Genomic DNA, 23272 nt, shown 5'->3' on the forward strand with positions numbered 1-23272 from the left:
TAAAACCAAACCTACAACATTTGTAGCATAAGCAAAATGATCAGTACCATTTTTTGCTTTAACACAGCTCCTTAACCACTAGGTAAATATCATATGAGTTAGGACTTTTAAACATTACCTGTTGATATGACAAAATTATTACGATATATAAGTATCTCTCATACTACGGCCAACTTACAGCAACGAGAAAGTTATCACATTTCAGATAATCGGGCTAGTGATCTAACTGAGCTGATAAAGGCTCATTATACTGATGTTTCTGGCTTAATGTTTCTGAGTACTTGCAACAGAATGGAAGTATACGTGGAGTCATCTACTACTAATGCCAGTGAGATTCGTGATTTTGTTATAAAAAATTTAACTCCCAATGTGCCCGTACAAGAAGCCGCGCCATTGTTCCACATCAATAATACAACCACGGACACTGCTCATCACTTATTAAAAGTAGCCAATGGTTTAAAGTCAGCCGTAGTAGGTGATCAGCAAATATTAAATCAAATAAAAAAAGCTTATCAACAAGCGGTACATGCAGGTCAACAAGGCTCCTTATTAGAGCGTACCTTACAAGCAGTATTTAAAAGTCATAAAAGGATATCTAATGAATCTGCATTTAGAAATGGAAGTCGCAGTACCGCTTACAGAGCATTAAAAATTATTGAAAACCAGTTTGGAAAATCGCATTTATCAGAAAAGCGACTACTTATAGTTGGAGCTGGTGACATTGCCACTGAAACTTTAAAATACCTGATCAAATTCAATTTTAAAGAAGTTTATATTAGTAATAGAACTCATGAAAAAGCCAATAACCTGGCTAAAGAATATGGTTTAAAAATTTACCCTTGGCAGCAAGTGGAAGCCAATGATTTAGCTCCATTTGATGCTATTATAACAGCAGTAAGTAATAGAAAACACCTCATCCACCAAGTGGCATCTGATAATAAAAAGGTGATCATAGACCTTAGCTTACCGTCTAATGTGGCGGACTCCGTTGGCAACGATGAAAATATTTCATTATACAACTTGGATCACGTAACCGAGCAGATTGAAATCACGGATAAAAAAAGGAAAAAAGCGATTTGGAAGGCAGAGTTAATCATTCTTGATGAAATGAAACAGCTTAAAGAATGGTTTGATAAAAGTAAAGTAAGGACTTTTTTAAACACCTACAAAGCCCAGACGGCAGCCACTATAGAAGAGGTGCTACAGCTCAACACCAATTTATCTGCTAGCGAAATCCTGAGCCTAACTGATGTAATAGCTCAAAAAATGGTAAAAAAACCAGCGGTAATGATGAATCATCCCCATTATGATGAACTGGCAGACAATCATATGGAATTAATTGAAAAGGCATTTACCTCTAAAACGTATTACTAATGAAGAAGCAAAAGACTGGCATTTTGGTAGTGAACCTTGGCACTCCCGACTCACCAAAAGTTAGAGATGTGAAAAAATACCTCACTGAATTTCTTACCGATGGCAGAGTGATAGATTTACCTGCTGTAAAAAGAAACCTGCTAGTGAGAGGCATAATAGTACCATTTAGAGCAAGGAAAGTAGCCAAAGAATACCAGAAACTATGGCTAAAAGATGGCTCACCACTATTGGTATATGGCAAAGAATTAGTAAGAAAATTGAAGTATAAATTCAATGATGATGTGATCGTGAAACTGGCTATGAGATATCAAAATCCATCCATCAAATTGGCTCTTACTGAACTACAACAGCAAGGAGTAGAAAATATTATTGTATTTCCGCTATTTCCTCAATATGCCTCTGCCACTACTGGCTCAGTGATTGAAGAAGTTATGAGAATCACTTCTCAATGGAATGTAATACCCTCCATTGACTTTATCAATTCATATCATCAAGACGATAGGTATATCAATGCCTTTGCTAATAAATTGAGAAAAGACATGGTTTCTTTTCAGCCCGATCATGTATTATTTAGCTACCATGGCTTACCAGAAAGACATTTGCTTAATATGCAAAAGGAAAATGAAAGCCAATGCGGCTGGCCCAATTGCGGTTGCGGACATAAGGCTGTAAATAAACCCTATTGCTATAGATCGGCATGCTTTAAAACCAGTGAGCTAATTGCCCAAAAAATAGGCATACCATTTACCAAATTCAGCACGTCATTTCAAAGTCGCCTAGGCAAAGATCCGTGGATAAAACCATATACTGATGATACTATTTTGCATTTAACAAAACTTGGCACTAAAAAACTACTTGTGGTATCACCCTCCTTTGTGGCAGACTGCCTTGAAACAACGTTAGAAATAGGCGAAGAATATAAGGACCTATTTTTAGAAAATGGAGGGCAAGAATTTAACTATACCGAAAGCTTGAATGCTGATGAACAGTGGGCTCAGGCTGTTTACGAAATCATTAATGACAAACTCATACACAATGAAAAAATTGGTACTGGCGCTAGCACTTTGCATAACTTCCACACTAACGTTTTCGCAGTCGGGAGTTAATATTTTTGATGCTTGCAGAATAGGGAATATCGATCAGGTGAAAGCACTGATTGCATTGAAAGCTGATACTATCAATTGTTTTGATCATAAAGGCTTTAGCCCTTTGCAACTGGCTATTTATAATCAAAAAATGGAAGTTGTTGATCTTTTAATTGCTAATGGAGTAGACACTAACTTTCAGGATAGTGAAGGAAATACCGCTACTATGGTAGCTACATTTAAGGGCTCTGAGCTGTTAGTAGATAAGTTAATAACCGCGGGCTCTCTATTAGACTTACAAAATAAAAACGGAGCTACGGCACTTACTTTAGCGGTAACTTTTGACCACGAAAAAATAGCTCAATTATTAATAGATAATGGAGCTAACCCGCAGCTTAAAGATATACATGGAAACTCTCCAATTGACTACGCTCAAATTGAGAGAAAATCAAAAATGTTAAGTATTTTATTGCCCCATCAATAAACCAACAATGGGTTGCCTCCTATAGGCAACCTGTTGTTTTCAATACCTTAACATGGAAGTAAAAATCAACGCATTAATTGAACTAATCCAACATAATACCAAATTATAATATCAATTTAAGGATAAGATCAACTATAAGTAGGTAATACCATAATAAAGTCTTAACTTAGTAAAATATCGGGGTAGAAAAAGCATTAATCACGCATATCACAACCACACTTTTTATCCTGATTCATAGTTCTTTATTTTATCAATTACCAGAATACTGTACAGTGTTCTACCATCAAATTATGCCAACTCAGTAACTTGAGTTAATGTGAACATAATATCTCACGTTCATAATTCCTGGCAACAATTCCCAAGTACAGCATTAAATAAATTTATAACTAAACAATAATATATGGGACGATCTCAAAATAGCTTTATTAAAAAACAGAAAGAAAAAAAGAAACAGAAGAAGAAAGAAGAAAAAATGCAGCGCAAAATGGAGCGCAGAGAAAACTCTACCGGTGGCGGGCTAGATGAAATGCTTGCATACGTTGATGAGTTTGGCAATATTGTAACTACTCCTCCATCTGAAATGGATGAAAAAATTGAGGATGAAGTAAAAAGTGAGGCTTAACCTTCAAAACCATCTGCGAAGTTTATCTTCGATGAGTAAATATAGCAGATGACCATTATGATGTATTATAAAATTAACCCGAGGGCATAAAGTATCCTATTTGATACATGTTATGCCCTTATTTATTTTCACACACTTTTTCAAATACAGTCTTACCCGCCTCAAAGCCCTCTGAAGTAGCCACAGCCAAATTGCTACAAGCCCTTTCTTTTTCTCCTATTTTATAATAAGCAACACCTTTTTGGTAATACGCTATAGCATAATCAGATTTGAATAATATGGCCAAATCATAATCGGCAATAGCATTTCTATACTCCCCCATTGCATACCTAACATTGCCCCTGTTTACATACGCCTTTTCATTTCCCGGCTCTAGATTAACAGCCTTTTCTATAGCCATTAGCGCAGCCTCATTTCTTTGTAATTTATAAAGCACAATACCTTTATTTAACCAAACACCAGCATCTAATGAATCATATCGAAGAGCATGATCAAAGTCTGATAACGCTAACTGCCACTGCTTATGTTTTAAATATTCATACCCTCTCTGCTTATATACCTCAAGTAAATCAGGGCTTTCGCCAAGGGCCTTTTCATAATACATTTTACTCTTTAATGTATCTCCTTTATGATGAGCCACGAGCGCCAGCTTAAAAAACACCTCTCCATCATCTCCTCCTTTAGTTATAACCTGATTATACAGCTTTTCGGCTCTTTCCAAACTGTCCATTTCATAGAAAAGATCTCCTTTATGCACCAAATAAGTTGAATTTAGACTGTCGAGCTGAAGGGCTTCATTAAAATACATTAAACTCAAATCAAATTTTGTCTGAGCAAGAGCACATCGACCCAAATAATCATAAATAGCAGCATTTTGATTTTTAGCAACTGTAAAAACCTTATCTACACCAGCACTACCTAGTCGGTAATAAATGGCTTTAGTCTCCTGCACAGGCAAATCCAAAATCCTCCAAAAATCTTTCTGCGCCTCTTCATACATCCCTAATTGAAACTCCAGTATGGCTTTCGAAAAAATAGCTTCACTATAGTTAGCCTTAAGTTTTACAGCCATGCTAAAATCCAACAGAGCAGCATGATTGTTTTTCATCTGATAATAAGACTGTCCTCTATAGTAATAAGCTTCCGATGAATTTCCTTTTTGCTTCAACAAGTCAGAGAAAAATTCTACGGAGCTATGATAATCACGCTGAGTAAATGCATCCATAGCCAAGTCATACACTTCTGCGGCTGTTGTAGGCGACTGCGCTTTCATAACCTTTATAAAAGCTAGTGTCAATAAAAAGATCAATAAGACTCTATTCATAATTAGATAACTCGGCAACAAGAAGAACAAAATGAAAGTTGCATTGAATAGGCACTTTGTCTTGAAAACCCTATTATTTCAATCCTCATTAGCACTCATCGCAAAAACGGCATCATTCATCGCATAGTCAACAGCTCTTATACAAATAGGATACACAAATGCGTATTTTCAGTAAATCCACAAATCAAATGAATTACCATGGAAAGAAAACAGTTTCTTAAAAGTTTAGGCGTAGCAGGTTTAATGATACCTTTTTTTACCAGATGTAGCGATGACGATCCTGTTGCTGGCGGAGACACTGGAGATAATGACTCTGGCTCCGATTCGGATTGTGCTGTTACCCCTAGCGAAACAGAAGGCCCATTCCCCACAAAAGACCCTGACTCACTAACCAGAATTGATATTACTAGTGACAGAACAGGCATAAGCATGGATATGGACATCCAAATTTTAGACGCCAATACTAACTGCGCGGCCTTAGAAGGTGCCATAGTAGATGTTTGGCATTGTGATAAAGACGGAAATTATTCTGAGTATGGAGGTACTCCTATGCAAAGCACTGATTACAGTGGAGTACACTTTCTTAGAGGGCGTCAAGTAACCAATAGCAGTGGCATGGTAGCTTTTAAAACCATATTTCCCGGCTGGTACATGAGCCGAGCCACACATATACACGTACATATTTATGATGCTACGGGAAAATCTCTCTTAGTAACACAAATTGCTTTTCCGGAAGGAGATGACAGCGCAGTTAATCAAGTTAACAATAGCAGCGAAAATGGATACACCAAAGGCATGAATGGTTATACTTATAACGCTAATGACAATGTATTTTCTGATGGCGTAGCACAAGAGCTAAGTAGTATATCGGGCAGTATAAATGATGGGTTTACATTATCTCACTCCATTATTGTAAGCGCATGATAGCTGAGAAAACATCTAGAATATACTTGGCTGCGCAAAGAGGACATTCTATAGAAAAAGGGTATGAAGCTTATCATACCCTCAACTATAAAAATTATGCTCAAGAAGGAAAAGGGCCTTTTTCAAGTTTAATGGCAGTTAACGATGTATTACTTTCTCCTCAGGAAGAATTAAATATCGAATCTCAATATTACAAAATTGTAATTCCACTAGCGGGGCACCTGCGTATAATAGAAAACAACGCCTTTATACTTAATGTTGAAGAGGTATTGCATTCTAACTCTTCAGTGTTGCACCTAAAAAACCCTTTTAATGAACATTACATTAATTTTTTAGTGTTAGAATCAGAAATATTTTGCGATACCACATCAACTTCATTTGACTTTAACATAAAGAATCAACTTCAAAATATCAGTGCCAATGATGAGCAAAAAGATGTGCAAATAGGCATTTATAATGGAAGACACGAAGGCTCATTAACCACTAAGAGCAATAATTTATTTATCTTAATTATAGAAGGAGCATTTGAAGTTGACAATAAGCTTTTAGAAAGAAGAGATTGCCTATCAATAAGTAATACTGAGACTTTAGAATTCGAAGCTTTATCAGATAATGCTATTATTCTTATTATGAATTTGTAGTATTAACCATGACAAAGAGAAATAAGCTCATCCTTATTCATATTTTGGGCAGCCTAGCGTTTTTAATTATTCCGCTACTCATCTACCCTCACCCTCCGGGAAATACGTTTTTATTCGGATCACGACCTCCTATCCGTGATTTCACGGGTAACTTCTTTATTCTTATGTTCTTTTATTTCAATTATTATTATCTCATCCCTCAGTATTTTTTCAATAAACATTATTATCAATATGCGCTTTTTATGCTTGTGGGCCTAGTGGTTATTTCCTTGCTCCCCTCTTGGCTTACGCATCATCTATCTCCTCCCCCGCCAATGCCCGAAAGGTCATTTTTCAGGCCTCACGATGAGCCCAATTTCATTGTAATGATCAACCATCACATTTTTATGTACATTACCGTAATGCTATTTTCTGTACTATTAAAAACCAGCGATAGACTAAGAATCACTGAAAACGCACACCATAATGCCGAATTGAACTCACTTAAAGCTCAAATCAATCCTCATTTTCTTTTTAATACACTGAATAACATCTATGCCTTGGCTCTTAAGGACAAATCTAACTCAACTGCTGACGCTCTACTGAAACTATCAGGCTTGATGAGATATGCCGTTACCGAGACCAAAGAAAAGCTTGTGCCATTACACAAAGAGATAGACAGCATTAATGACTATATTGAACTTCAGAAAATGCGCATAAATGAACACGTAGTAATTAATTATATCATTAGTGGCACCATAGAAAAGCAACAAATTGCTCCTCTTACTCTACTTCCATTTATTGAAAATGCATTTAAACATGGCGTAAACCCAGACGAAAAAAGTGTTATAATTATAGCCATTAGTATAATGCCCAATCAGTTAACTATGAATGTCACCAACAATAAAGTTGTAAAACACTTAGAAGAGTTTGAGAAAAGTAACACTGGCCTTGCAAATACCATTAGCCGATTAGAGTTAATCTATAAAGAAGATCATACTTTAACGATAGAAGATAAAGATGATTCGTTTAAAGTTGATTTAGCAATTAAATATTGATGATATGATGATAAAAGCTATCGCTCTGGACGATGAGCCTCTGCCGTTAGAAATAATACAGAACTACTGCGAAAGATCATCTCAAGTTCAACTGGTTAGGGTATTTAACAAAACACAGGAAGCCTTACAATTCCTTAGCACCGCCACAGACATAGACCTTTTGTTTTTAGACATACACATGCCATCCGTCTCGGGCATAGATTTTTATAAAAACTTAAAGGACAGCATCATGGTGGTTTTCACCACTGCTCATAGCGAGTATGCTATTGAGGGCTTTAACTTAAATGCTATAGATTATCTACTGAAGCCATACAGTTTTTCAAGATTCGAACAGGCCATGCAGAAAGCTAAAGATCAATTGCAGCTATCGAAGTCTAAGGAGAAGTTCATTATGATCAAGGCAGACTATAACCAGCATAAAATCTACCTTAACAACATATTATTTATCGAAAGCTTGGCTGACTACATTCGCATTCACCTTCATGTGGGTGCAGCCATCACTTCTCGCATGACTATGAAAAGTATTGAAGAAATACTAAGTACAGATTTCGTTAGAATTCACCGCTCTTATATAATTAATTTACAATATATAACAAGTACAAGCGTCAAATCAGTGACTATAAATGAACAGCTAATCCCCATCAGCAATTCTTACAAAAAGCTGTTTGAAGAAAGGACAAACAAAACACCCTAAAGAGAAAAGGTTACAAATTAAAAGTATGTAGTAAAGTGGTATTTTCAGCACGCTGATACCAATCATTATACACAAGCTCTATACATTTTACTTTTAACAATCCGAAATCAACATTTCGGTATTGCTCTAGCTTCTTCAATAATAATTGGCTGTTTTGTAAAGGTTTACAAAATCGAATAACTGTAGAATGTGCTGTAGTAATTTCGTAACGTTTATCTATGCTTTGCTGTAACGATAGCGATCTAAAATGTTGCCTTAGCCGATCTCTCAGCATATTCAACGTAGCATCAGGAAACCCCTGCAATAATACGCAAGATGAAGATGCAGTGACTCCATGCAATTCCACATCAAAGCTTTTTATACCTGATAAACATGCCTGCACTTCAGCAATATATTCATGAATATTGACATCATATAATTGAAATCCTTCATACGCTGAAATAATGGACATCACGGTTATATGAAAATCTGAGGAAGGGTAATAATATTGATCAGGCTCACTTTTAGCAATATCTTCCAGAAACGCATTGACCTTAGTCTTTTCTTCGCTTCCAAACCTGGCCAATAGTGTCAGCCCTCTTCTATTATCCTTTTCTGGGTGCGAAAGCAATGTATCCATCCCATACTCACCATTAGCTATTCTGTTTACTGCATTATCATACATGGAATTATAATGACCTGCAATGCTTCTATCCCTATTGTTCATTGTCTTTACTTTTCCAAACCTTTAAACATACTTTAAAAGGCTCGCCCACATACCGACAAAAATGACAATATTATTGTTTTTAACTCCTTACTGGACTTATGTTTTTCGACAAATATTCTAGAAATAAAACTGACAAATACTATATAGTTAATGCAGAGGGTATATTTTTGCTTAAAAAAAATGTTAAAAGCACTTCGACTAATCGCACTTCTGGAAGGACTCTCATTACTTATCTTACTGTTTATAGCCATGCCATTAAAATATTTCATGGATATGCCTATGGCCGTAAAGCATGTAGGAATGGCTCATGGCCTGCTATTCTTAGCCTACATCGGACTACTGCTCTACGTAGGCATCAGCTATAGCTGGAAATTTAAAACTCTTTTAATCGCAGGTATAGCCAGCGTAATACCTTTTGGCACTTTCTATGCCGATAAAAAATACTTTAAAAGCTGACATCAACACCATGATATTCCTTACTCTGAGGAATTAATTACACGGTTTAGCTTTAAAACAATGCATTAGGCGGCAGTAACCGACTAATATGAGGCATGGCAAAGTATTGGCACTTATATCTTATATCAATCAACCCAATAAAATATAAGTCCAATGAAAACATATTTACTCATAATATTCAGTATTATAATATTAAATCATAATACTACTGCACAGCAGCTCGCATATTTAGAAACGCGTGCCACAGGTATCGCTAGCATTCACAACTCAAGTTTTGAAAGTGAAGACGGTTACGAAATACGAGCCAAAGAGGCCAAACTAGAAAAAATAAGAAATTTTGTAGAAAACAATATTGAAAACATTTCTAAAAGCTACCTATATGTAGCCTGTAATGAAAACGACCGTTACTACAGCCGCGATACAATAAAAATGCACCAGATAGAGAGCAAGAACTATACATCGCTTCAATGTTGCAAATTCATAGAGTGGAATATGGTAGCCGATGCCCAATTTGTATGGTCAGACTTGTCACTTTGCAACGCAAAAACGAACAGATCATATTATACTATAACCAATCAGATGGAGGTAGTTGAAGTAAATGGTAGCATATTTATTAAAATCTTGAGAAATGGATTAAAAATAGATGCTTTTAAAGTTGTGGGTATTGATGAAGTACCATCGAGATACAAAAAAGGAAAAACCAATAAGATCTTAATATTAGTGCGAGAAGGAGCTAGAGAATCATAAAAAAAGGGATTCATTATAAATGAATCCCTTTCCTATTTTAAAGGATATAATCCGTACTTACAAAGTTTGATTCCCTGCTCTGCAGTAACTCTCTTAGAATCTCATTGTTGTACTCGTTGTCTTTAGAAGCTACAAAAGTACGTATAGAAAAAGAGCGCAATGCATCGTGCACACTCAAAGTGCTTACAGCAGAATCTTTACGCCCCGTGAAAGGGTAAACATCCGGACCTCTTTGGCATGAACTATTTAAGTTAACTCTACAAACGAGGTTAACAAGAGTATCAATAAGAGGCGCTATGGTTTTTATATCTTTACCAAATAGACTTACTTGCTGGCCATAATTCGAATCTGCCATATCATCTAATGGCTCTTCTATTTCTTTAAAGGTAAGCACAGGTATCACTGGGCCAAATTGCTCTTCTTCATAAACCCTCATATCCTTGCTCACAGGAAACAACACCGCAGGGAAAATATAATTTTCAGTTGTTTCACCACCTTTTTCATTAATCACTTTAGCTCCTTTCGCTATTGCATCATCTATAAGCCCCTGAATATATGCAGGCTTTTCAGGCTCTGGAAGTGGCGTCAGCTTCACTCCCGACTCCCACGGGTTACCAAATTTTAAAGCATCTACCCTTTTAGACAGGCGAGCATTAAATTCCTCAGCAATATCTTCGTGCACATATATGATTTTCAATGCAGTACAACGCTGTCCGTTAAAAGATAAGGTACCCGCCAAGCACTCCTCTATAGTAAGATCTAAATCTGCATCTGGCAATATAATAGCAGGGTTTTTAGCTTCTAAACCAAGCACCAATCTCAACCTATTTTTAAAAGGATGCTGGTCTTGCAAAGCTATAGCAGACTTACTATTACCAATAAGGGCAAGTACATCTACTTTACCCGTTTTCATTATTGGTGCAGCTACTTCTCTACCACGACCAAAAATAACGTTGACAACACCTTCAGGGAAACTATTTCTAAAAGCCTCTAGCAGGGGAGTTATCAAAAGTACTCCGTGCTTAGCAGGTTTAAAAATTGCCGTATTTCCCATAATCAATGCAGGAATTAACAAGGCAAAGGTTTCGTTTAGCGGGTAATTATAAGGTCCCAAACACAATACCACCCCTAAAGGGCCTCTTCTAATATGCGCATGCACGCCTTGGTGCTTATGAAATTTAGCGCTATCACGATCAAGTTGTTTATAGTCTTCAATTGTATCATAGATATAATCAACCGTTCTATCAAATTCTTTTTCTGAATCAGGCAAGCTCTTTCCGATCTCCCACATTAAGAGTTTTACCACCTCTTCACGCTTCTCTTTCATTTGCTCTGCAAACTTCTCCATGCATGCTATTCTGTCTGCCACGCGCATAGTCGGCCATGCTCCTTGTCCTTTATTATAAGCCTTGCATGCGGCCTCCAGAGATTCTAAGGCACTGGCTTCGTCCATATGCGGAATAGTACCCAAAAGCGTACGTGCATATTCTCCTTTTGAATTTACAGAGAATACCGGTGAATATATTTCTGAGGTTTTTCCATTCCAGGGCTTGAGTTCTCCTGCCACCAGATATTCTTTCTGGTGTATAAGTTCTTTTATCTGAAACTGAGAGGGAGTTTCATCTAGTTTGATTTCCATAACTATGTGATTAGGTTAATAATAGTTAATACTGTTGTTATAATGGTTTGGTTACAGTATAAACCCATTTTAGAGTTTACTAAATGAAGATATAAAATATATTCAAGAAATAAACGCTAACACATAATAACCTAACTTGATGCAAGCATTAAAACCAGTTTACATAACCTAGCCAATCTAACCCCACTACCATAGAAACTATTAAAGATAATGCTATTAAAAGCCTCGGAGCCCAAACTAATGCAAAGGGATCATCTATTAAAAAATCTTCTGGATCATTACGACTATAAAGGATAGGTATCTTATCCCCCTTTTTATATAGCGGAGGGTTACTCCCCTGTGACAACTTTTCCAAAAAAACATCATCATCAGAAGTAGTAAAATGCACTATAGGATAATATTTACCATTCTCAAATGTAAAATCGTGCACTATCGCATTAGTCTTTACCCCGTTTTTCAGCAAACGTTGGCTTCTTACTGAAAAGAATAGTCCACAAATAAAAATAAAGGCTCCGGCTGCTATTAAAACAAATACGATGGTCATAGTAATGCGCTTTAAGTGAATAATTTACTGGCTCCGCCCACTCCTCGTCCGTTTATCGTGTAAATACTGTTCTATAAAAACAATGCTTCTCCCCTACTGGTTCATTAAATAAGTAACCACTAAATAATATATGAGTGGTATAAATGTAAAAAATGATAATGACGAGATCAAACCCGCATAGTGAAGTGAGGGATTAGTGTACTAATTCCTTTTTAATATTTCTAGTCTCTAGTCAATTTTTTAATTATCAGTTCATGATCTGGATATTCTTGAACAAGTGCATTGGCTTTAGCCATTTCAAAATCCTGAAAATCGAACCCCGGAGATACAGTACACCCTACTAAAGCAAAATCACCACCATCACTCACCTCCGAAGCAAACCAAGCACCTGCAGGCACTACCAACTGGGGACTCTCTCCATGGCTGATATCCCTACCCAGCTTCAATATTTCTAATTTACCGTCAGTGTGAATAACATAAATATTTAATGCATCTCCATCATAAAAATGCCACATCTCGTCTGATTTTATCCTGTGAAAAGCAGAAAAATTACCCGCAGTAAGCATGAAATAAATCCCCGTGCTGATATTTCTCTCTCCTTCAAAGTCATCAAAACTATGCATTGTAGAAGCTCTGTATGTTTCTTTGTAAAACCCTCCTTCAGGATGGGGCTGCAAATTCAGGCGAGAAACATATTCATCAATAGTATTCTGTTTAGGTGTAGTCACAATATGATTTTTTTGATTAAAAGGTCAATAATTCATCCTTACGATGAATCAGTAACGTAAACATAAAAAGTAATTGTAAATGGATTTATAGATGATGAATGTTTCTCTTATAAATCCTAATTTTGAAATGAACCAACACTAATCACTGTAATTATGCTTGAGGACAATGATGATGCGGCCAGCAACCCTCAAAAGTTAGCAATATACCGAAAGGGTAAAGAGATACTGGAGATTACAGAAAAGATTACTGATCTGATATCGGAAGACAACCCCATGCTCACTAACTATAAAAGGTTTATGATGGAAGATGCTTCCACCTTAACCATACAAGTGGTGAGCGCTGAAATTGCTGACCTTTACGATTTACGCATGGAAAATGCCACTATGATCAGAAAAGCTGCCAGAGACCTAATGGCCCACTGTAGTGGATTAGAAACCTTCGGTTTCAAAGACATTCAATACTTAGCCTTAATACGAGAATCATTAGAAGAATATCGCCTGCTGTTTGTTCAATGGGTGAAAAATTTTGACAAAGACAACTTTATCATTGACCCTTGGGGCCTATTTAACCCTCCGGGCTATACTAATGATGAGTTTGACAACACAGAAGAATAACGATCATATATATGGAAATGCGCACTAACGATAAAACCAACAGCACCGAATATAAGGCAGCGGACCACCGCTATGATTCCATGACTTACAAAAGATGTGGTAATAGTGGAGTACTTTTACCCGCTATCTCATTAGGACTATGGCACAATTTCGGTTTTGTTGACAATATACAAAATGCCAGAAATATGCTTAAAACAGCATTTGACAACGGCATCACTCACTTCGACCTGGCTAACAATTATGGCCCTCCATATGGCTCTGCTGAAGAAAACTTTGGTACTATATTAAAAAAAGATTTCACACAATATAGAGATGAGTTATTTATCTCTTCAAAAGCCGGCTATGACATGTGGCCCGGCCCTTATGGCAACTTTGGCTCAAGAAAGTATTTAATGGCCAGCCTTGACCAAAGCCTAAAAAGAATGAATCTGGATTATGTAGATTTATTTTACCACCATAGACCTGATCCAGAAACGCCTTTGGAAGAAACAATGCTTGCATTAGCAGATATGGTAAGGCAGGGAAAGGCATTATATATTGGAATAAGCAACTATGGCCATGAAGAAACTGCTCAGGCAGCAAAATTATTGAAAGAGTATCAAGTACCTTTCATTATACATCAGGCACGCTACTCTATCCTTGACAGGTGGGTTGAAGAAGGGTTGCTTCACACTTTGGGTGAACACCAACTTGGGTGCATTGCTTTTTCTCCTTTGGCGCAAGGCATGCTAACAGACAAGTATGTAGATGGCATTCCTGAAAATAGCCGTGCGGCAAAAAACTTCACTTATCTGGACAAAGAAAGTGTGCTTAAAAATCAGGATAAAATAAAAGCGTTAGCATCTTTAGCCAAAGAAAGAGGGCAAAAGCTATCGCAAATGTCTATTGCATGGCTGTTAAACAGACCGCAAGTAGCTTCAGTATTAATTGGTGCTAGCTCTCCAGAACAACTATTGGAAAACATTGCATCATTAGAAAACCAAAAATTCACTGAAGATGAAATGAATTTAATAGATCAATATTCTGGATTCTAGAAATAAGCATTAAATTTAAATGAATGGAGGTGTGGTTTAGCTAAAGGATTTCTTACTTTCGCGCCTCCATTTTTTTTCACTCGTCTAACTGCAATGCAACAGTCTCCTATATTTGAAGATCATCCCAGTAACAAAGGGTTAAAAACCACCCTGACAGGCATAGTATTTAGTGGTTTTTTAGCCATTATTAAGGCGCTGGGAGGCATATATGGAAACTCTTACGCGCTAATAGCAGACGCCATAGAATCGGCAGGTGATGTATTTACTAGTACCCTGATGTGGTTTGGCCTAAAATGGTCAGTAAAGCCACCTGATGAAAACCATCCGTATGGCCATGGAAAAGCAGAAGCACTAATATCCATAGGTATATCATTAGCATTGGTTATTGCAGCCTTTATCATTATTAAAGATAGTATTTACCACATCATGGAGCCTCACAAAACACCGGCTCCTTATACTTTGATAATATTGGTAGTAGTAATTGTTACTAAAGAATTATTGTACCGCTACGTACTAAAAACAGGTTTAGAAATAGAAAGTGGTGCCGTTAAAGCAGATGCATTTCACCACAGAAGTGACGCCATCACTTCCGCTGCTGCATTTATCGGTATCTCTATTGCAATTATTGGTGGCAAAGGATACGAAACCGCAGATGATTATGCAGCACTGTTTGCTGCTGGCTTTATTTTAATTAATGCGTATCTTATTTTCAGACCTGCCATTGGCGAGCTGCTTGATGAGTCTCTAGATCCTGAACTTGAAATGGCTGTGCAACAAATAGCTGAGAGTTTTACTACCGTACATAAGGTAGAGAAATGTCATATTCGCAAGATGGGTGTTATGTACCACGCTGATCTACACATATGGGTAAATCCTGACATCTCTGTAGAAGAAGGTCACACTATAGCACACGAAGTAAAAGACAAAATACAATTGAAATTACCACAGGTTCTTGGAGTTATGATACATGTAGAGCCTAATGATACTAGCTCAAAAAAGTGAAAATAAAGTCAAAAAACTAACACAACTTACTCAAGTTAAGTTTATAGGATAGATTATTTCTATCTCCACAAGCCTTACCAACCTATTTTTTTCATATTGGCACAATAATTCGATGTAGCATTTAGAAACTACACCGAACAATGGAAAAATCTAAAGTAATATTATCTATCAACGATTCAGTAATGGCGTGCGAATCGTTAGCCAATAAAAGTGTGAGAAATGGACTATACAAAGATTGCGTTTCTTCAGCTATAGATTGTGCAGATGCAGGCATTATGCTAATTATGAAAATGCCACAAGATCATACACCACGTACTTTAATGAAGCAATATATCCATATCTGCAAAAAATTAGCACAAAAATGGAAAAATCATGAAGACAGAGAAGTACGCTCTATCATAAATAAGTGCGATGAAAGTGCCGAAATATGCTTAGCATACCTTCAGGAAGAAAAGCATAAAGATCATTATTTTCTATCTCCCATCACTAAATTAAGTGCATAGCTTATGAGCCAGCCCACTAACTTTCCTGAACAACAGCAAGCTACTCAGCCTGGTAAAGAAAGGTCTATGTACCCTAAGCCTGAAATCATTAAAAGTACCTATAAAGGAAGTCATAAGTTACAAAATAAACTTGCTTTAATTACCGGTGGCGACAGTGGCATTGGTAGGTCTGTAGCTGTTCATTATGCAAGAGAAGGCGCCATAGTGGCAATCATTTACCTCGAAGAAAATGACGATGCAAAAGAAACAACATCCTTAATAGAACAAGAAGGTGGCATTTGCTACATTTTCAGTGGAGATTTAAAAGACGGAAATTTTAGAAGAGAGGTGTTATCAAAGCTACTAGAAGACTTTAACACCATTGATATCTTAGTTAACAACGCAGCGGTTCAATACCCCGAAGATGAACTTACTGATATCACTGAAGAGCACCTTTTAAACACCTTTCACACCAATATTATATCTTTAATTCAGTTTACAAAAGAAGTATCAATCCATTTAAATAAATGCTCAAACATAATCAATACCACCTCTGTAACCGCATATAGAGGAAGTGCGCATTTAATGGATTATAGCAGCACCAAAGGAGCTATATTATCCTTCACCCGATCTTTGGCTAAAAACCTGGCCCCGAAAGGCATAAGAGTAAACGCTGTAGCTCCAGGCCCCATTTGGACTCCCTTAATACCCTCTACATTTGATGAACTTCACAACTTTGGCAAAAAAACTCCATTAGGAAGAGCCGGACAGCCTTCTGAGGTAGGTCCTGCTTATGTGTTTTTAGGTAGCCAAGATGCCAGTTATATTACTGGTCAGGTAATTCATGTAAATGGTGGTGAGGTAGTTGGAGGGTAACATTAATTTAGAAAGTCCGTTCAGATATATATTACCTAACCGACTTTCCCATGCGAGAACCTACATCAGAACTGACATTTGATCACCTTAACAGCTATGCTGAAAAACTTAAAAACTGCTCAATTAACTTAAGGTCTAAGCTTACTTCATTATTACTATACACTGAACAGGCAGAATTAAAGCAAGAAGAAGTAAGCTGCATACTTAATATCTGTGATATAATCACTAAAAAGAATAATGAGCTCATATTTACAGAGGAAAAATTGCAGCAGGTCATTCAACACTTATCCTCAAAAGAAAACACAAATGATACTGATGGCTACGCGCATTTCTAGTTCTTCTCTGGCAAGTACCTCCAGTACCTTTTAGGCACATGTTGTATGTGAAGCTTCATATTAGTTCTTTCTTTGATATGTGTGGAAGTAAAATAACTCTTCCATAAGGTAGTATAAAGATCTTCATTTTCATCCAACACCGAAGATTTAATCTTATTTCGCGATTGCCACTCTACATCGGCAAATTTCACCATCTGCACTATAGCCATATCATAATAAATACCGTATCCTCTTTTGGTATCATATATCAACCATTTTTGATCTTTATATCGGGCTTCAAAATGATTACCTATTAAAGGCATTACATCAAAATCAGGAGCTATAGTAGATGTAAAAATACTATCTTTTGTTTTTTGAAAACGTACAAAGGCATGCATTCTATGCACCTCTCGACCGATCATTTTCACCACCTGTTTCACTTTTAAAACAAAGGCATTTCTAAAATCAGTTTCTATATTTTGTTTTGCGGCTAAGGCGTATTTGATATACCCGTAAATCACCATTTCTATATCATCTATCTCACTTAAAAGGCATTTGTAAAGGTTGTTTACCCCTACTGAAGAAAGTCTGGCTTTAAGCCCCTTCAAAACCCTGGCAGAATGTGCCCCATCGGTTATTACATTCACCACTTTATCATGAAATAAAAATCCCTGGCTCTGGTTCTCTTTTATTATTTTATCGGGCTCTTCTTTCCGATCATATATTTGAAAAATCACCGATAACAATCCTTCAAACGAACCGTCATACAAATAGATCATATTAGAATAAACTCAATTGATTTTTTCCTTTAGTAAGGATATTATTCTTGATTAAACCTGGGTTTCCTATGGTTTTCAAAAGGGGCCGTCCGGGTACTTCAATGAAATGCTGCGCCCTATTCATGGCTATACCCATTTTACGCAAATGTTCAAACCGGACTAATCCGTGTTTACGACTTTGCAATATCATATGCACAGACTTTACCCCCACTCCGGGTATACGCAATAGCATTTCTTTATCCGCAAAATTGATATTTACAGGAAATAAGTGAATGTTTCTCAGTGCAAAAGCCAATTTAGGGTCGATATTTAAATCAAGATGAGTGTATTGTTCATTGACTATTTCATCTACATTGAAACCATAAAACCTGAGAAGCCAATCTGCTTGATACAATCTATTTTCTCTTTTTAGTGGAGCTGCAGTTAGCGCAGGCAAACGTGCATCATTACTGACAGGGATGTAACCTGAATAATACACCCTTCTAAGTTTTTGATCATTGTAAAGGTTATTGGCTAAATGCAATATGTCAAAATCATTTTCTGGAGAAGCCCCAACCACGAGCTGCGTGCTTTGCCCTCCAGGCACAAACGTCTTAACATTTTTAAAGCGTTTTTTCTCATCTTTATACACAGTAATACGCTCCTGAAGATAGTTCATTGGGCTATAAACCGAAATTAGAGATTTCTCGGGAGCAATTTTCTTCAAAGAACGTTCAGTGGGAATTTCCATATTTACACTCAAACGATCTGCATATAATCCTGCCTCATCTATCACATCCTGGCTGCAGCCCGGAATAATTTTCAGATGTATATACCCATTAAAGTTATGCTCTAACCGCAATGACTTAGCTATTCTGATAAGCCTTTCATTAGTATAATCTGCATTCTTAAAAATGCCTGAGCTTAAGAAAAGACCTTCTATGTAATTTCTTCGATAGAAATTAATAGTAAGATCTACGACCTCATTTACGGTAAAAGCCGCTCTTTGAATATCGTTACTAGACCGACTAACGCAATAGGCACAATCGTATATGCAATAATTAGTAAGTAATATCTTTAGCAAAGAAATACACCGCCCGTCTTCAGAATAGCTGTGACATATACCCATGCCTGTAGCATTACCAAGGCCATTATTCTTATTCTTTCTATTACTACCACTAGAGGCACAGCTTACGTCATATTTAGCAGCGTCTGCCAATATCTCAAGCTTCTCTTGTACTGACATTTTCATGACGCTAAAATACTAATTTTATTAGCAAAAACTATTTTTATTAATAGATTTAAACAAGGCTAATAATAAAGAAACACTTACTTTTGCGTTATGAAATTGGCAAAGCTGAACGGAAACGCTGAAATATTCTACAGCATTCAAGGTGAAGGGAAAAGCTTGGGCAAACCCAGCATATTTGTAAGAACATCATTATGTAACCTACATTGTATTTGGTGTGACACGGATTATACTTGGAACTGGAAAGGCACCCCTTTTGAGCATGTGCACGATCAACAAGAAGGTTATTCAAAATTTACCAAATCAGATTATATAGAGGAGTTAAGCATTGAAGAAGTGAGCGAAAGAATCCTTTCTCACTCCTGTTTAAATGTAATTTTGACTGGTGGTGAGCCTTTTCTTCAACAAACAGACCTTACCAAGTTGATGACCCACCTGAGAGCGATAAATAGCGATTTTTGGTTTGAAACAGAAACCAATGGAACACTGAAGCCTTCATCAAACTTTGATAGCCTTATTAACCAGTACAATGTTTCTGTAAAATTATCTAACTCTAACAATGATGAAAAGCTAAGGATTAAACCAGAGGCCATGACATTCTTTGCTAGCAGCGAAAAGGCTAATTTTAAATTTGTAATCAATGCTGAGGCAGACCTTTCAGAAGTTTTAGATTTAATAGAAACCTACCGAATTGCTTCAGGAAAAATTTATTTAATGCCACAGGGCACCTCGCCTGAAGACCTCAAAAGCAAACAACTGTGGCTAGTTGAAATCTGTAAAGAATACGGCTTCAACTACACCGACAGGCTGCATATTCATATTTATGGCAACAAGCGAGGGGTTTAATTTACATGTATAATTTAGGGATTAAAAAGGTGGCTATGCCCCAAAAAATCAAACATAAAACTCCTCCTACCTTTAAATAATCTACAAATTTATAATTCCCCGGACCATAAATCATGGCATTGGTCTGATAGCCCACGGGCGTGAGAAAGCTTGTATTAGCTCCAAATAAAATAGCAATTACCAATGGCTCCGGAGGCATAGAAAGGCTAGCCGCTACCTTTATAGCTATTGGCACTAATAATACTGCCGTAGCTTGATTAGAAACTATACCCGTAAAAAGAGTGGTAAAGATAAAGAGTACCGAAATGACCATAATAGGAGAATTACCCCAAGTCATATGTACTATAAGATCTGCAAGGTATTCATCAGCTTTAGTTTTAGTCATAGCTGTACCCAAAGGAATAAGTCCGGCTAGTAAAAAGAAGACTTTCCATTCTACATTTTCATAAGCTATTTTTAATGAGATGGAGCGGGTTAAAACCATAGCTACCACCCCTAACCAAGCGCTAATGAGAATAGGTAAAATATTGCTGACCGCTAGCCCTATTACACCTATAAGAATGAAAACCGATATTGCCAGCTTATCCCTTCGATACAGATTAGATTCAAGTTTCTCTTTGGCTATTTTTTGAATAGCCACCCAATCTTTTCTAGAGTACAGCGTATCTTTAGAAACATCTCCTTCCATAAGAAGAATGTCCCCTAACTTTAACTTATGATCCATCATTTTTTGCTGCCCCATAACACCTTTGTTACGAACAGCTAATGGATAGGCATTGTAGTACTTTTCAAAATTCACTGCCTTAATCTTCTGATCTATTAACCCTGAATTTGGAGTAATTAATGCTTCAAACAAGTCATAATTATTCTCCTTCTCCTCATCAAGTTTAATGGTTGGTCGTGATAAGAGTTGTACGTTTTCGTCTTTATTTAACCGAAGAACTTCCTTAATGTTTGTTTTAATTACTAAAACATCATTCTCCTGTAACTTATCTACCTGCAATGGCGGGTGTGTAGCATTCTCCCTTACCACCCTAAGCACCTTAAAATCATCAGATTGCTTAAGCAAAAGAGAATTTTCTAGTTTTTTTCCAATCAACGATGATTTCTCCTTTACTTCTACCTCTAAGATGTAATCTTTAATATCTGTTTCCTGATCATCTATCACGGCATGCCTACCGTTTTTAAGTAAAAACCGACCTATAAACAAAAAGAAAAGCGCTAGAGAAACAAAAAGTATCACTCCCATTAAGCTTAAATCAAATATTCTAAACTTTTCAAGCCCATTGGCTACACTTAGCGAATTAATCAAAAGATTAGTAGAGGTGCCTACCATAGTAGATGCACCGCCTATCATAGCTGAAAAAGACAGAGGCATCAGCAGCATAGAAACATGAATACCCGTAGCTCTGCTAATTCTAAAAACCACCGGAATAAACACTGCCACCACCGCAGTAGTATTAATAAAAGCAGAAGCAATTGCCGATATTAACATCACCACCAAAATGGTGACCCACTCGGTGCGTCCTGCTATTTTAGTCACCTTATCGCCCAGAAGGTCTACAGCTCCCGTAGTTTTGAGGCCTTCGCTAATTATTAATAAAGCCAAAACCGTTAACGTAGCAGGATTACTAAACCCTGAAACACCTTCCTCAGGAGTTAAAATGCCCGTTACCATTAAACCAACCATAACTATTATGGCTGTAACATCTACCGCCACCAGCCCAAATACAAACAGTATCAGAGCAACAACCAGTATTATAAATACCGTCAGTATTTCTATTGACATTATCTCCTCAAAATTTTCTTTTTAAACTTAAAATAACGCTTAGTGCCATACCCTGCCAACACTAAGCCTGCCAGCAAAACCACCACAGACATTACCGTAAACAGAACAGAAACATAGAATTTAAAAATAAAAGCACTAATACCCAGCAGTGCTAAAGATGCTCTGTAATAAGACATCAGCGTTCTTTCATTGGCCATCTGCGTTCTAATGCGCGCAAAGTGGTGTCTTCTATCTCTCATCGTTTCCATCGCTATTCTTTTTTATTTTGAATTATCTGTATATTCAATCCAGATATAGGTACTGAATCATATACTCCCGCTTATTTGATAAACAAATCTTAAGCAATGGAGGTTTACTACTCAAAATCTATAAATTCAAGATATAACTATGCACTAGTTCATTATGTTTACACAAATTACAGATGCATCAAAAATAGTTGTGCACAAACTTGAAGCATGGCTGGATAAGCTCATTATCATGCTTCCAAATATTGTAATTGCCATATTAGTAATGGTGGCGTTCTACCTGCTTTCTAAAATGGCAGTTAAGCTTTTAGGAAATATCATGCACAGGTTTATGCAAAATGAATCTGTGGTAAAGCTCATTCTCTCCATCACATCTTTCATTATTATATTAGTGGGTTTAATGATAGCTCTTGGGGTACTGAAATTAGACAAGACTGTCACTTCTGTACTGGCCGGTGTGGGGGTTGTTGGTTTAGCCCTAGGTTTTGCGTTTCAAGATGCCGCAGCCAACCTAATATCGGGCATTATAATGGCAGTACAAAGCCCCATTAATGTGGGCGATATTGTGGAATCTAACGACATATTCGGAACGGTGAAGAGCATAGGGCTAAGAGCCACTACCATTTACGACCCGCATGGGCAAGATGTGGTTATTCCCAACAGGCTCATATTTCAGAATCTATACCGCCACTACACCATTAATGGAAGGCGCAGAATTGATTTAAAATGTGGGATCTCTTACGGAGATGATTTGGATAAAGTAGAAAAAATAACTGTTGCAGCTATTGAAAGAATCCCTAATTTACTCCCCGATAGAAAAGTAGAATTCTTCTTTCTAGAATTTGGTGACAGCTCCATCAACTTTGTAGTGAGATATTGGGTGGCTTTCAGGCGCCAACCCGACTATCTGCACGCCCAAAGTGAAGGCATCAAAAACCTTAAAAAGGCATTTGATGCTAATGATATTACTATTCCATTCCCAATAAGAACCTTAGATTTTGGAATTAAAGGTGGTGAGAAGCTAAGTGAAGCATTGAGAAATAAGAGAGATTAATCT

Annotated in this window: 27 protein-coding genes; 18 read left to right on the top strand and 9 right to left on the bottom strand. The window is 36.9% G+C overall.

The window, feature by feature from the left end:
- Positions 1-126 precede the first annotated feature (126 nt).
- The 4 genes from hemA to ACXACQ_RS19775 all read left to right on the top strand — a co-directional run bounded on the left by hemA (position 127) and on the right by ACXACQ_RS19775 (position 3565).
- A complete protein-coding gene (hemA, locus tag ACXACQ_RS19760; RefSeq protein WP_474977718.1) occupies positions 127-1374 on the top strand; it encodes a glutamyl-tRNA reductase in 1248 nt (415 codons plus the stop codon).
- Positions 1374-2480 carry a ferrochelatase gene (gene hemH / locus ACXACQ_RS19765; RefSeq protein WP_474977719.1) on the top strand — a complete coding sequence of 369 codons (1107 nt, stop codon included), beginning with the start codon at positions 1374-1376 and terminating at the stop codon, positions 2478-2480. The genes hemA and hemH overlap by 1 nt, the downstream gene beginning before the upstream one ends.
- Positions 2410-2943 carry an ankyrin repeat domain-containing protein gene (locus ACXACQ_RS19770; protein WP_474977720.1) on the top strand — a complete coding sequence of 178 codons (534 nt, stop codon included), beginning with the start codon at positions 2410-2412 and terminating at the stop codon, positions 2941-2943. Before hemH ends, ACXACQ_RS19770 begins: the two co-directional genes overlap by 71 nt.
- A gap of 400 nt (positions 2944-3343) precedes the next feature.
- Entirely contained in the window at positions 3344-3565 is a 222-nt protein-coding gene (locus tag ACXACQ_RS19775) for a cold-shock protein (RefSeq protein ID WP_474977721.1), read from the top strand.
- A 118-nt stretch (positions 3566-3683) separates the two neighbouring features.
- Here the strand turns inward: ACXACQ_RS19775 and ACXACQ_RS19780 are convergent, their stop codons facing one another.
- The gene (locus ACXACQ_RS19780) at positions 3684-4838 is read right to left on the bottom strand and encodes a tetratricopeptide repeat protein (protein ID WP_474977722.1); all 1155 of its coding nucleotides are present in this window, start codon (positions 4836-4838) and stop codon (positions 3684-3686) included.
- A gap of 249 nt (positions 4839-5087) precedes the next feature.
- Between ACXACQ_RS19780 and ACXACQ_RS19785 the strand changes: the two genes are divergently transcribed.
- From ACXACQ_RS19785 to ACXACQ_RS19800, 4 genes are read left to right on the top strand one after another with little or no spacing between them, the layout of a single operon-like run.
- Positions 5088-5813: a dioxygenase family protein gene (locus tag ACXACQ_RS19785; protein WP_474977723.1), complete on the top strand. Its 726-nt coding sequence runs from the start codon at positions 5088-5090 to the stop codon at positions 5811-5813.
- On the top strand, positions 5810-6454 hold the full coding sequence (locus ACXACQ_RS19790) for a pirin family protein (protein ID WP_474977724.1): 645 nt from the start codon (positions 5810-5812) through the stop codon (positions 6452-6454). The genes ACXACQ_RS19785 and ACXACQ_RS19790 overlap by 4 nt, the downstream gene beginning before the upstream one ends.
- Positions 6455-6462: 8 nt before the next feature.
- Complete coding sequence (locus ACXACQ_RS19795; protein WP_474977725.1) at positions 6463-7491, top strand: sensor histidine kinase; 1029 nt, start codon at positions 6463-6465, stop codon at positions 7489-7491.
- Between the two features lie 4 nt (positions 7492-7495).
- Positions 7496-8185, top strand: coding sequence for a LytR/AlgR family response regulator transcription factor (locus ACXACQ_RS19800; RefSeq protein WP_474977726.1), 690 nt, complete (start codon positions 7496-7498; stop codon positions 8183-8185).
- Positions 8186-8195: 10 nt separating this feature from the next.
- On the opposite strand, the gene ACXACQ_RS19805 is transcribed toward ACXACQ_RS19800, so the two are convergent.
- The gene (locus tag ACXACQ_RS19805) at positions 8196-8891 is read right to left on the bottom strand and encodes a 2'-5' RNA ligase family protein (protein ID WP_474977727.1); all 696 of its coding nucleotides are present in this window, start codon (positions 8889-8891) and stop codon (positions 8196-8198) included.
- A 180-nt stretch (positions 8892-9071) separates the two neighbouring features.
- Here ACXACQ_RS19805 and ACXACQ_RS19810 point away from each other — a divergent pair, with 180 nt between their 5' ends.
- The gene (locus ACXACQ_RS19810) at positions 9072-9347 is read left to right on the top strand and encodes a DUF3817 domain-containing protein (RefSeq protein ID WP_474977728.1); all 276 of its coding nucleotides are present in this window, start codon (positions 9072-9074) and stop codon (positions 9345-9347) included.
- Between the two features lie 153 nt (positions 9348-9500).
- On the top strand, positions 9501-10094 hold the full coding sequence (locus ACXACQ_RS19815) for a hypothetical protein (protein ID WP_474977729.1): 594 nt from the start codon (positions 9501-9503) through the stop codon (positions 10092-10094).
- 37 nt (positions 10095-10131) lie between these two features.
- Here the strand turns inward: ACXACQ_RS19815 and ACXACQ_RS19820 are convergent, their stop codons facing one another.
- The 3 genes from ACXACQ_RS19820 to ACXACQ_RS19830 form a co-directional block, all read right to left on the bottom strand.
- Positions 10132-11733 (bottom strand): NADP-dependent glyceraldehyde-3-phosphate dehydrogenase, encoded by a 1602-nt coding sequence (locus ACXACQ_RS19820; protein ID WP_474977730.1) that lies wholly within the window; start codon positions 11731-11733, stop codon positions 10132-10134.
- A 148-nt stretch (positions 11734-11881) separates the two neighbouring features.
- The gene (locus tag ACXACQ_RS19825) at positions 11882-12277 is read right to left on the bottom strand and encodes a DUF3592 domain-containing protein (protein ID WP_474977731.1); all 396 of its coding nucleotides are present in this window, start codon (positions 12275-12277) and stop codon (positions 11882-11884) included.
- A 221-nt stretch (positions 12278-12498) separates the two neighbouring features.
- On the bottom strand, positions 12499-13005 hold the full coding sequence (locus ACXACQ_RS19830; protein ID WP_474977732.1) for a cupin domain-containing protein: 507 nt from the start codon (positions 13003-13005) through the stop codon (positions 12499-12501).
- Between the two features lie 153 nt (positions 13006-13158).
- Between ACXACQ_RS19830 and ACXACQ_RS19835 the strand changes: the two genes are divergently transcribed.
- From ACXACQ_RS19835 to ACXACQ_RS19860, 6 genes are all read left to right on the top strand, one after another.
- Positions 13159-13620: a hypothetical protein gene (locus ACXACQ_RS19835; protein WP_474977733.1), complete on the top strand. Its 462-nt coding sequence runs from the start codon at positions 13159-13161 to the stop codon at positions 13618-13620.
- Positions 13621-13637: 17 nt separating this feature from the next.
- Positions 13638-14654: an aldo/keto reductase gene (locus tag ACXACQ_RS19840; RefSeq protein ID WP_474978492.1), complete on the top strand. Its 1017-nt coding sequence runs from the start codon at positions 13638-13640 to the stop codon at positions 14652-14654.
- Between the two features lie 93 nt (positions 14655-14747).
- Positions 14748-15656, top strand: a complete 909-nt coding sequence (locus ACXACQ_RS19845) for a cation diffusion facilitator family transporter (protein WP_474977734.1) — start codon at positions 14748-14750, stop codon at positions 15654-15656.
- A 140-nt stretch (positions 15657-15796) separates the two neighbouring features.
- Complete coding sequence (locus tag ACXACQ_RS19850; protein ID WP_474977735.1) at positions 15797-16159, top strand: four-helix bundle copper-binding protein; 363 nt, start codon at positions 15797-15799, stop codon at positions 16157-16159.
- 3 nt (positions 16160-16162) lie between these two features.
- Positions 16163-17014, top strand: a complete 852-nt coding sequence (locus ACXACQ_RS19855; protein ID WP_474977736.1) for an SDR family oxidoreductase — start codon at positions 16163-16165, stop codon at positions 17012-17014.
- Positions 17015-17064: 50 nt separating this feature from the next.
- A complete protein-coding gene (locus tag ACXACQ_RS19860) occupies positions 17065-17349 on the top strand; it encodes a hypothetical protein (RefSeq protein ID WP_474977737.1) in 285 nt (94 codons plus the stop codon).
- On the opposite strand, the gene ACXACQ_RS19865 is transcribed toward ACXACQ_RS19860, so the two are convergent.
- Both ACXACQ_RS19865 and ACXACQ_RS19870 read right to left on the bottom strand, forming a co-directional pair.
- The gene (locus ACXACQ_RS19865) at positions 17346-18107 is read right to left on the bottom strand and encodes a TIGR03915 family putative DNA repair protein (protein WP_474977738.1); all 762 of its coding nucleotides are present in this window, start codon (positions 18105-18107) and stop codon (positions 17346-17348) included. The two genes, ACXACQ_RS19860 and ACXACQ_RS19865, sit on opposite strands and share 4 nt — an antisense overlap.
- A gap of 1 nt (position 18108) precedes the next feature.
- Positions 18109-19338, bottom strand: a complete 1230-nt coding sequence (locus tag ACXACQ_RS19870) for a putative DNA modification/repair radical SAM protein (protein ID WP_474977739.1) — start codon at positions 19336-19338, stop codon at positions 18109-18111.
- Positions 19339-19428: 90 nt separating this feature from the next.
- Between ACXACQ_RS19870 and ACXACQ_RS19875 the strand changes: the two genes are divergently transcribed.
- Positions 19429-20181 (top strand): 7-carboxy-7-deazaguanine synthase QueE, encoded by a 753-nt coding sequence (locus ACXACQ_RS19875; RefSeq protein ID WP_474977740.1) that lies wholly within the window; start codon positions 19429-19431, stop codon positions 20179-20181.
- Between the two features lies 1 nt (position 20182).
- Here the strand turns inward: ACXACQ_RS19875 and ACXACQ_RS19880 are convergent, their stop codons facing one another.
- Positions 20183-21970: an SLC13 family permease gene (locus tag ACXACQ_RS19880; RefSeq protein ID WP_474977741.1), complete on the bottom strand. Its 1788-nt coding sequence runs from the start codon at positions 21968-21970 to the stop codon at positions 20183-20185.
- A complete protein-coding gene (locus ACXACQ_RS19885) occupies positions 21970-22218 on the bottom strand; it encodes a DUF202 domain-containing protein (protein ID WP_474977742.1) in 249 nt (82 codons plus the stop codon). The genes ACXACQ_RS19880 and ACXACQ_RS19885 overlap by 1 nt, the downstream gene beginning before the upstream one ends.
- A 154-nt stretch (positions 22219-22372) precedes the next feature.
- Here ACXACQ_RS19885 and ACXACQ_RS19890 point away from each other — a divergent pair, with 154 nt between their 5' ends.
- Positions 22373-23269 (top strand): mechanosensitive ion channel family protein, encoded by an 897-nt coding sequence (locus ACXACQ_RS19890; RefSeq protein WP_474977743.1) that lies wholly within the window; start codon positions 22373-22375, stop codon positions 23267-23269.
- The last annotated feature ends 3 nt before the right edge of the window (positions 23270-23272 follow it).

The sequence above is a fragment of the Fulvivirga sp. AWR4_260 genome (genome assembly GCF_056158185.1).

What these genes read in the sequence shown, in the direction of transcription:
- hemH (WP_474977719.1), top strand. Translation starts at nt 1,374, where the DNA reads ATGAAGAAGCAAAAGACTGGCATTTTGGTAGTGAACCTTGGCACTCCC.
- ACXACQ_RS19795 (WP_474977725.1), top strand. Translation starts at nt 6,463, where the DNA reads ATGACAAAGAGAAATAAGCTCATCCTTATTCATATTTTGGGCAGCCTA.
- ACXACQ_RS19835 (WP_474977733.1), top strand. Translation starts at nt 13,159, where the DNA reads ATGCTTGAGGACAATGATGATGCGGCCAGCAACCCTCAAAAGTTAGCA.
- ACXACQ_RS19805 (WP_474977727.1), bottom strand. Translation starts at nt 8,891, where the DNA reads ATGAACAATAGGGATAGAAGCATTGCAGGTCATTATAATTCCATGTAT.
- ACXACQ_RS19775 (WP_474977721.1), top strand. Translation starts at nt 3,344, where the DNA reads ATGGGACGATCTCAAAATAGCTTTATTAAAAAACAGAAAGAAAAAAAG.
- ACXACQ_RS19800 (WP_474977726.1), top strand. Translation starts at nt 7,496, where the DNA reads ATGATGATAAAAGCTATCGCTCTGGACGATGAGCCTCTGCCGTTAGAA.
- ACXACQ_RS19770 (WP_474977720.1), top strand. Translation starts at nt 2,410, where the DNA reads ATGAAAAAATTGGTACTGGCGCTAGCACTTTGCATAACTTCCACACTA.
- ACXACQ_RS19810 (WP_474977728.1), top strand. Translation starts at nt 9,072, where the DNA reads ATGTTAAAAGCACTTCGACTAATCGCACTTCTGGAAGGACTCTCATTA.
- ACXACQ_RS19820 (WP_474977730.1), bottom strand. Translation starts at nt 11,733, where the DNA reads ATGGAAATCAAACTAGATGAAACTCCCTCTCAGTTTCAGATAAAAGAA.
- ACXACQ_RS19860 (WP_474977737.1), top strand. Translation starts at nt 17,065, where the DNA reads ATGCGAGAACCTACATCAGAACTGACATTTGATCACCTTAACAGCTAT.
- ACXACQ_RS19855 (WP_474977736.1), top strand. Translation starts at nt 16,163, where the DNA reads ATGAGCCAGCCCACTAACTTTCCTGAACAACAGCAAGCTACTCAGCCT.
- ACXACQ_RS19890 (WP_474977743.1), top strand. Translation starts at nt 22,373, where the DNA reads ATGTTTACACAAATTACAGATGCATCAAAAATAGTTGTGCACAAACTT.
- ACXACQ_RS19845 (WP_474977734.1), top strand. Translation starts at nt 14,748, where the DNA reads ATGCAACAGTCTCCTATATTTGAAGATCATCCCAGTAACAAAGGGTTA.
- ACXACQ_RS19865 (WP_474977738.1), bottom strand. Translation starts at nt 18,107, where the DNA reads ATGATCTATTTGTATGACGGTTCGTTTGAAGGATTGTTATCGGTGATT.
- ACXACQ_RS19785 (WP_474977723.1), top strand. Translation starts at nt 5,088, where the DNA reads ATGGAAAGAAAACAGTTTCTTAAAAGTTTAGGCGTAGCAGGTTTAATG.
- ACXACQ_RS19790 (WP_474977724.1), top strand. Translation starts at nt 5,810, where the DNA reads ATGATAGCTGAGAAAACATCTAGAATATACTTGGCTGCGCAAAGAGGA.
- ACXACQ_RS19780 (WP_474977722.1), bottom strand. Translation starts at nt 4,838, where the DNA reads ATGAAAGCGCAGTCGCCTACAACAGCCGCAGAAGTGTATGACTTGGCT.
- ACXACQ_RS19825 (WP_474977731.1), bottom strand. Translation starts at nt 12,277, where the DNA reads ATGACCATCGTATTTGTTTTAATAGCAGCCGGAGCCTTTATTTTTATT.
- ACXACQ_RS19840 (WP_474978492.1), top strand. Translation starts at nt 13,638, where the DNA reads ATGCGCACTAACGATAAAACCAACAGCACCGAATATAAGGCAGCGGAC.
- ACXACQ_RS19815 (WP_474977729.1), top strand. Translation starts at nt 9,501, where the DNA reads ATGAAAACATATTTACTCATAATATTCAGTATTATAATATTAAATCAT.
- ACXACQ_RS19875 (WP_474977740.1), top strand. Translation starts at nt 19,429, where the DNA reads ATGAAATTGGCAAAGCTGAACGGAAACGCTGAAATATTCTACAGCATT.
- ACXACQ_RS19870 (WP_474977739.1), bottom strand. Translation starts at nt 19,338, where the DNA reads ATGAAAATGTCAGTACAAGAGAAGCTTGAGATATTGGCAGACGCTGCT.
- ACXACQ_RS19850 (WP_474977735.1), top strand. Translation starts at nt 15,797, where the DNA reads ATGGAAAAATCTAAAGTAATATTATCTATCAACGATTCAGTAATGGCG.
- ACXACQ_RS19885 (WP_474977742.1), bottom strand. Translation starts at nt 22,218, where the DNA reads ATGGAAACGATGAGAGATAGAAGACACCACTTTGCGCGCATTAGAACG.
- hemA (WP_474977718.1), top strand. Translation starts at nt 127, where the DNA reads ATGACAAAATTATTACGATATATAAGTATCTCTCATACTACGGCCAAC.
- ACXACQ_RS19880 (WP_474977741.1), bottom strand. Translation starts at nt 21,970, where the DNA reads ATGTCAATAGAAATACTGACGGTATTTATAATACTGGTTGTTGCTCTG.